The sequence below is a fragment of the Oleiphilus sp. HI0125 genome (assembly GCF_001635355.1).
In genome coordinates this window covers 1-959 of sequence record NZ_LWGF01000256.1, presented here as the reverse complement: position 1 = coordinate 959, position 959 = coordinate 1, and the positions used below count along the sequence as shown (strand labels likewise).

The 959-nt window shown below is 40.8% G+C and carries 1 protein-coding gene; it reads left to right on the top strand.

From position 1 onward, the window contains the following. Nucleotides 1-279: 279 nt before the first annotated feature. Nucleotides 280-959: hypothetical protein (locus A3762_RS03795; protein WP_156493202.1), on the top strand; the 680-nt coding region annotated here is incomplete at its 3' end.

Below are 959 nucleotides of genomic sequence, written 5' to 3'. Positions count from 1 at the left end.
AGAGCTTATCTCTCAACTCGTGAATTGCATATTCACGCCTCGCTAACAAATCAACGGCTTTGTTTTTTAGTTTTTGCAGCAGCTCAGCTTTCTCACTCATACACACTCATCACACTTTATGCATCACCTAACAACAAGCGTCGAATAAACACTTCTTTGCTAGCAATTTCAAGGTTAAACTACTCCGATTACTTTTTGCTCAACAAGAACAAAAATATCATCTAACAACAAAGACTACCGTGGCAGGCAACTGCTACGTTCCAAGAATACAGGCACGATATGGCTAATTTCTTATCCAAGCTTTTTAAACCAAAATGGCAAAACAAATCTGCCGAAGTTCGATTAGAAGCTCTGCAGCAACTTGATCCACATAACAATGAGCAACGTGAGATTATCGAATCTCTGCTCTTAAATGATGAAAACCCTTCTGTAAGACAAGCAGCACTGAGTAAAACAAGCGATCCAGCGCGCGTTATTGTACTCTACGCGAAGTTAAACAATGCGGACAAACCCGCTGCGGTTGAACATTTAACAAAGCTCAGTGAATCGTTAGGCCTTAGCCTATTTGACCTCATCGAAGACAAAACCTTTTTGGCGCAAATTATAATGGCCACTGAATCTCCAGATGAATTCCTAAATAGCCTTGCACGCATTCAAGATGAGGAGGCGCTCATCCTCATCGCACAACAAGCGAAGCTAAGTCGACTAAGACAAGCTGCCACCGAGCTCATCGAATCTGAAGAATGCCTTGATAAAGTTATTGAAACAGCGCGATCAAAAGACAAAAAAGTCTTTCAAATTGCAAAGAGTAAATTAAGCCATATTCGTGAACACAAAAAACAAGTCGAACAACAAAAGCTTCAACTCTCTGGTTTACTCGCGAATCTCAAAGAACTTGCAAACACAGACGACACTAACCTTTACTCCGCAAAGTTAGACAGTTTGAAACAACGCTGTAA